The organism is Kitasatospora sp. NPDC001119 (genome assembly GCF_053598475.1).
The window spans coordinates 1-6,156 of record NZ_JBSFKI010000086.1 but is presented as its reverse complement, the minus strand read 5'-3'; the positions used below and the strand labels follow the sequence as shown (position 1 = coordinate 6,156).

Genomic DNA, 6,156 nt, shown 5'->3' with positions numbered 1-6,156 from the left:
TGGCTCCACACCTACAATCACCACCGCGGACACACCGCACTCGCAGGCAAACCACCCGCCAGCCGCGTCCCCAACCTCACGGGTCAGAACAGCTACAGCAACGCCTTCGCGCTCTCGGCGGCCTTCAAGCGGGTGCGCGGCGTCAGTCCGCAGGAGCACCGCCGGCTGGCCGCCACGGGCAGCCAGCCGCAGGCGGCGGGCTTCTCGGGGCCGGCGGAGACGGTGATCCTGGCGGGCTGAGCGGGCTGAGCGGGCTGAGCGGGCTGAGCGGGCTGAGCAGGTCGTTTCCATTTGCCTAAACCATTTAGGCAATCCCATACTGTCCGTAGGCCACCGACGCGACCGTACGGGAGAACGCACATGGCACGGGCAGGGCTGACCGTCGAACGCCTGGTCGTCGCGGGCGCCGAACTCGCCGACGAGGTCGGCTTCGACCAGGTGACCGTCGCCGCGGTCGCCCGCCGCTTCGGCGTCCGGACGGCCAGCCTCTACTCCCACCTCAAGAGCTCCCAGGACCTCAAGACCCGGATCGCCCTGTACGCCCTGGAGGAACTCGCCGACCTCGTCGCCGACGCCCTCGCCGGCCGGGCGGGCCGCGACGCGCTCGCCGCCTTCGCGGACGCCTACCGCGACTACGCGGCCCGCCACCCCGGCCGCTACGACGCCACCCGCCTGCGCCTGGACGCCGAGACGGCCGCCGCCAGCGCGGGCGTCCGGCACGCCCAGATGTCCAGGGCGCTCCTGCGCGGCTACGACCTGGGCGAACCGGAGCAGACCCACGCGGTGCGGATGCTCGGCAGCGTCTTCCACGGCTACATCAGCCTGGAGGCGGCCGGCGGCTTCAGCCACACCGCCGTCGACGCGCGGCAGTCCTGGGACTGGATCATCGACTCCCTCGACGCGCTGCTGCGCTCGGGCGGAGTCCGTGCGACCGGCTGACCGACTGACCGGCCTCCCGTACGACCAGTCCGGCCATCCGCCCATGAGCCCGGTCTGACGACCGGACGACCCGACGAACCGAAGAAGCATCATGACCACGATCACCACCCCCGTCACCGAGGACCTCCTCCACGGCCACCTCGACGTCGAACACACCCGCCGCGGCCTGCTGCCGCACCGCCTGCCCGCCGCCGCCCGCCGACGGATCCCGGACGAGCAGCTCGCGATGGCCGAGTCCCAGCCCTCCGGCGTCCGGCTGGCCTTCCGCACCCGCGCCACCACGATCACGCTGCACGCCGTCCCCACCAAGCGCGCCTACCCGGGCGTCCCGAACGTCCCGGACGGCGTCTACGACCTCCTGGTGGACGGCCGGCTCACCGCGCAAGCCGGCGTCCCCGGCGGCAACCTGCGCACCGTCGACCTCGCCACCGGCCGCTTCGAACTGACCGAAGGACCGTCCGGCAGCGCCCGGTTCACCGGTCTGCCGGAGCGGGACAAGACCGTCGAGATCTGGCTCCCGCACACCGAGACCACCGAACTGATCGCCCTCGACACCGACGCCCCGGTCGAGCCGGTCCCGACCGGCACCCGCAAGCGCTGGCTGCACCACGGCAGTTCGATCAGCCACGGCTCCAACGCCGCCCACCCCACCGGCACGTGGCCCGCCCTGGTCGCCAACCGCGCGGGCCTGGACCTGACCAACCTCGGCTTCGGCGGCGGCGCCCTGCTCGACCCCTTCACCGCGCGGACCATCCGCGACACCCCCGCGGACCTGATCAGCCTCAAGCTCGGCATCAACCTGGTGAACAGCGACCTGATGCGGCTGCGCGCCTTCACCCCGGCCGTCCACGGCTTCCTGGACACCGTCCGGGACGGCCACCCGAGCACGCCACTGCTGCTCGTCTCCCCGCTGCTCTGCCCGCTCCACGAAACCGTGCCGGGCCCGCTCGCCCCCGACTTCAGCAGCGGTACCCTGCGCTTCCGAGCCACCGGCGACCCCGCCGACGTCGCCGCCGGCCGGCTCACCCTCACCGTCATCCGCGCCGAACTGGCCCGCATCGTCGCCGACCGCCGGGCCGACGGCGACCACCACCTCCACCACCTGGACGGCCTGGCCCTCTACGGCGAGCCCGACCACGAGGCCCACCCGCTCCCCGACGGCCTCCACCCCTCCCCGGAGGCCCACCGGCTGATCGCGGAGCGCTTCGCCGACCTCGCCCTCGCCCCCGGAGGCGCCCTGGCGCCGTGACGAGCCGTGACCCGTCGTGACCCGCCGCGGCCGCCTCCCACAGGGAGCGGCCTCCCGGCTCCGGGGCCGGTCGCACGATCAGTCAGTTCCCTGTGCTGTACTACGTGCTCCTCCGTACACCACGTACACCGTGCACCACTTCCGGAGCCACCTCTCGATGAGCACCACCTGTCCGACCTGCGCCGCAGCAGACGAAACCGTCACCGTGCGCCTCGCCCTCCTGGACTCCGACCGGCCGCTCGACCCGCCGACGCGGGAGCTGCTGACGATGCCGTCCGAGCCCCGGGGCACGAGCGGGGCCGCGGTCGCCCTCTTCGTCCTGGCCGGCCTCATGGGCCTGCTGGGACTGACCACGCTGGGCTCCGGCGACAAGGCCGCCGACGTCGACGACGCCGCGTACCAGCTCGGCTACCACTACGGCGCGTTCCTCTTCGCCGCGGTCCTGCTGGGCATCGGACTCGCCGTCCACTTCGCCCACCGGAGCCGGCGGAGCGACGCGGCGGACCAGTGGCCGCGGACCTACGAGCAGTGGCAGCAGCTCCACCAGGTGTGGCGGGCGACCTGGCTGTGCCGGCGCTGCCGCGTCGTGTTCCTCCCCGCCGCGTCGCTCCGCCCCGACTCCGCCGCCTCCTCCGCGATACCCGCGGAGCAGTTCCCGCAGTGGTCGGTGGCCGTCGCGCGACAGGACGACCGCCCCGGCGCCCCGAGCACGGCGGCCTGACCGGCTGCCCGACCACGTCGGTCCGGCCGTCCACCCGGCAGCCTGCCCCCCGGGGGCCGCATCACGTGCCGCCGCCGGGGCGGCCCGGCCGGGTCGGGTCCGTCGCCTCAGGCCCGGCGCCTCAGGAACGCACTGATCTCGTACGGCCCCTGCCGCGCGAGTCCGACCAGCGGCTCCAGGTAGCCCAGCCACGGCGCGTCGAAGCCCTCCGGAGCCGCCACCGACAGACGGCTCCGAGCCGCGGCGACCCGTCCTGCGGCGGCCGGCAGCGCCTCGTCCTCCAGGCACCCGTACGCCTGCTCCACGAGCGCGGCCATCCTCCGCCGCCCCTTGCGGGCATGCGCCTGCTCGGCGCCGTCGCGGGCCACGAGCAACTGCTCGACCGGGATGGTGACCGCGGCTTCGAACGCGCCGAGCAGCGGCTCCTCGCACAGCTGCCCCACCACGCCCTCGGACAGCGGCGGGTTGCCGGCGACCAGCCGGTCCAGCACGGTGATGCCCAGCACCGCGTACGCGCTGGCCGTACGCCACAGCAGCACCTCCACCGCCTGCGAGAACTCGAAGGCCGCGCCGTTCAGTTCCCGCGCGACCTCGTAGTCGAGCCGCGGCGCCACCCCGTCGTCCCCGTCGTCGCGACGGCCCTCGGCGGCGTCGGCCGCGTACCTCAACCGCATCTCCACGGCGAGCGCCGAGCGCCACTCCGCGTGCAGGCCGCTGACCGTGCCGTGCATCGCCGCCAGCGCGCCGTGCTCGGCCTCCGTCAACCCGTCCAGGGCCTTCCTGCTCGGGAAATCCACCTCAGCGCCCTTCCGTCCGCCGACAACGTCGACGCCACGCTAGAGCCCCGCCGCGCCCGCCGCAGGCGAACCGGCCGCGCGCCACACCGATCAGGGCGAAACCCCGTAGCCCCGACCCTCGTTCGGCACCAGCCGTACCGGCGTCGAACGAGGAGCGGGGCGGGCGTGGTCCGCAGGCGGCGGGCGTCTCACGCGGCGGCCGCCCGGGACGCCGGGAGGGCGAGCGCGGTGACGACCGTGCCGCGGTGCACGCCCCAGGAGCCGGTGCGGACGGCCGGGAGGTGCGGGTGCCGGGCCGTGAAGGTGCCGTCGGCGTGCACGGTGACGGCGATGGCCGCGAGCGGAGCCCAGGTGCCGGTCAGCGGATGGACGGCCTTGTAGGCGGCCTCCTTGGCGCTGAACAGAACGGTGTCCCACGGGGCTTGGCCCTCAGGCAGCGCCGCCAGGCCGCCGCGTTCGGACGCGCTGCTGACCAGCTGCAGCACGCCCCGGGGAAGCGGCCGGGCGGGCTCGGCATCGATCCCGAGCGAGGTGAGCCGCCCGGTACCGGCGACCGCGCAGGCCGTGTACCCGTCCGTGTGGGTGATGCTGCCCGTGACACCCACCGGCCACCGGGGCGCCCCGCCGGGCCCCGGCAGCAGCGGCACCGGCGGGTGCCCGAGAGCGCCCAGCGCCTGGCGGGCGAGTGCCCGGGCGGTGGCGAACTGCCGTCGGCGGCGCGGCGAACGGTCCTGGATGTACGCCGCCTCCAACGGCAGCAGTCGCTCCTCGGACGGGTCACCGAAGGACTCGGCACAGTGGACGTGGGGCGGGAGCAGCGCGGCCAGGACGCCGGCGGGGGCGGTGGTGGTCACGGTCGTCAGCGGCCGGCCGTGACCAGCAGGTGGACGTGGTGCGCGACGTGCTGCGGGGCCTCCAGCGGCACCATGTGGCCGGTGCCGGGAATCCGGTGCAGCTCGGCGTGCGGCAGCGCCGAGGCGAGCTCCTGGCTGAAGCTGGGCTTCACGATCTTGTCCTCGGTCCCGGTGATGACCGCCGTCGGCGCGGTGATCCCGGCCAGGCCCGCGCGCTGGTCCATCTCCTGGGTCGACGCGAAACAGGCGGCCCGGACCGCCGGCACCGTGGCGGCGAACAACCGGCGGTTGGCCTCCCGCGCCGCCAGGGTGGCACTCGGCCCGTGCGTCCCACCGAGCAGCCGACGGCCCAGCCACGGCGTCCCCAGGGCCCGGCTGAACAGCTTCGACCCCATCATCTTGACCTCGTTCGCCGGCGTGTTCTGCCCGTGCGAAGCCGTCGACACCAGCACAAGTCCGGCCAGCCGCTTGACACTTGCCCCACCCCTCGCGGCGGACGGCCCCTTCGCGGACAGCCCCGCCGCCCAGGCCAGCGCCGCGTACCCGCCACCGGAGTGCCCCACCACCACGACCGGCCGCTCCGGCGTGGTGAGCGTCCCGACCACGGTGTCCAGGTCCCGCGCCAGCCGCTCGATGCCGATCGGCTCCCGCCCGGCCGTCGACGAGGCGTGACCGCGCTGGTCGTACGTGGCCACCGTGTGCCCGGCCGCCGCCAGCTGGCTCGCGGTGGCGTGCCACACGGTCCGGGACGCGGCCCAGCCGTGGACGAGCACCACCAACGGCCGGCTCGGGTCGGGCTCGCCCGGCTGGTGGACGGTGATGGCGAGCCGCGCGTGGTCGTCGGTGGTCGCGGTGTGGTCGGTGGTGGTGACGGCGTGCCGGGTGGGCAGCGTGCGGATCTCGGTGATGGTCACGGCGGGCCTCCTCTTCCTCTTCCGGTGACGGTTCTTACTTCTGGTTGTCGAGGTGGTGGCGGAGGTTGCTCAGGGCGCGCTGGGTGGCGGTGGTGTGCTTGGCGGTGAGGTTGGTGAGCTTGTGGAGGAACTTGGCGAGGCCGTGCGGGGTGGTGGCGAAGGTGACGGTGAGCAGGGTCTGGGCGCCGTCGTTGTGGGGCGTGAGCTGGTACGTCGTCGTGCCGTGGAAGTGGCCGGTGTGGCTCTGGGTCAGCCGGGCGTCGGGCGTCGCGTGGGTGGTCGTGGAGGTGAACCGGAGCTTGGGACCGGGCTTCCCGACGCCACCCGTGTGGACGGTGGTCGTGGTGGTTCCGCCCTCCTGCTGGGGGCCGGTGGGACCGGGCTGGTGGGTGTTGTGGGGGTGCCACCAGGTGGTCCTGCCGTTGAGTTCGTCGACGATGGCCTCCCAGACGGCGTGGGTGGGGTGGTCCAGGATGGCCCGGTCGGTGTGGTGAATGGCATGCATGGGGAATTCGGCCTTTCGGTCGGCGAACGGGGGCGTGCGACGGGGATTTCCTATTTCTCCGGACGCGGATTCCGGGGGTTTGTTGTGTGTTAGGGGAAGATGTTTTGGCCGGGGGTGAGGGTGTGGGTGGGGTCGTAGGTGTTTTTGGCGTTGGTGAGGGTGGTCCAGTGGGGGCCG

8 protein-coding genes and 1 pseudogene are annotated in these 6,156 nt (G+C 73.8%); 4 read left to right on the top strand and 5 right to left on the bottom strand.

The window, feature by feature from the left end; genetic code table 11:
- The 4 genes and pseudogenes from ACWDD9_RS43675 to ACWDD9_RS43660 all read left to right on the top strand — a co-directional run.
- Window positions 1–240: pseudogene (locus ACWDD9_RS43675) on the top strand (hypothetical protein); the annotation flags it as partial.
- 120 nt (window positions 241–360) lie between these two features.
- Window positions 361–939 carry a TetR/AcrR family transcriptional regulator gene (locus ACWDD9_RS43670; protein WP_074004797.1) on the top strand — a complete coding sequence of 193 codons (579 nt, stop codon included), beginning with the start codon at window positions 361–363 and terminating at the stop codon, window positions 937–939.
- 91 nt (window positions 940–1,030) lie between these two features.
- Window positions 1,031–2,188 (top strand): GDSL-type esterase/lipase family protein, encoded by a 1,158-nt coding sequence (locus ACWDD9_RS43665; RefSeq protein ID WP_449814769.1) that lies wholly within the window; start codon window positions 1,031–1,033, stop codon window positions 2,186–2,188.
- A gap of 157 nt (window positions 2,189–2,345) precedes the next feature.
- Complete coding sequence (locus tag ACWDD9_RS43660) at window positions 2,346–2,909, top strand: hypothetical protein (protein WP_449814768.1); 564 nt, start codon at window positions 2,346–2,348, stop codon at window positions 2,907–2,909.
- A gap of 107 nt (window positions 2,910–3,016) precedes the next feature.
- On the opposite strand, the gene ACWDD9_RS43655 is transcribed toward ACWDD9_RS43660, so the two are convergent.
- The 5 genes from ACWDD9_RS43655 to ACWDD9_RS43635 form a co-directional block, all read right to left on the bottom strand.
- Entirely contained in the window at window positions 3,017–3,706 is a 690-nt protein-coding gene (locus tag ACWDD9_RS43655; RefSeq protein WP_380780490.1) for a hypothetical protein, read from the bottom strand.
- Window positions 3,707–3,894: 188 nt separating this feature from the next.
- Window positions 3,895–4,560 carry a 4'-phosphopantetheinyl transferase family protein gene (locus tag ACWDD9_RS43650; protein ID WP_074004793.1) on the bottom strand — a complete coding sequence of 222 codons (666 nt, stop codon included), beginning with the start codon at window positions 4,558–4,560 and terminating at the stop codon, window positions 3,895–3,897.
- Between the two features lie 5 nt (window positions 4,561–4,565).
- Entirely contained in the window at window positions 4,566–5,474 is a 909-nt protein-coding gene (locus ACWDD9_RS43645) for an alpha/beta fold hydrolase (RefSeq protein WP_449814767.1), read from the bottom strand.
- 34 nt (window positions 5,475–5,508) lie between these two features.
- Entirely contained in the window at window positions 5,509–5,979 is a 471-nt protein-coding gene (locus ACWDD9_RS43640; protein WP_074004792.1) for an SRPBCC family protein, read from the bottom strand.
- Window positions 5,980–6,068: 89 nt separating this feature from the next.
- On the bottom strand, window positions 6,069–6,156 hold an 88-nt coding region (locus ACWDD9_RS43635; protein ID WP_388046659.1), incomplete at its 5' end, for a hypothetical protein.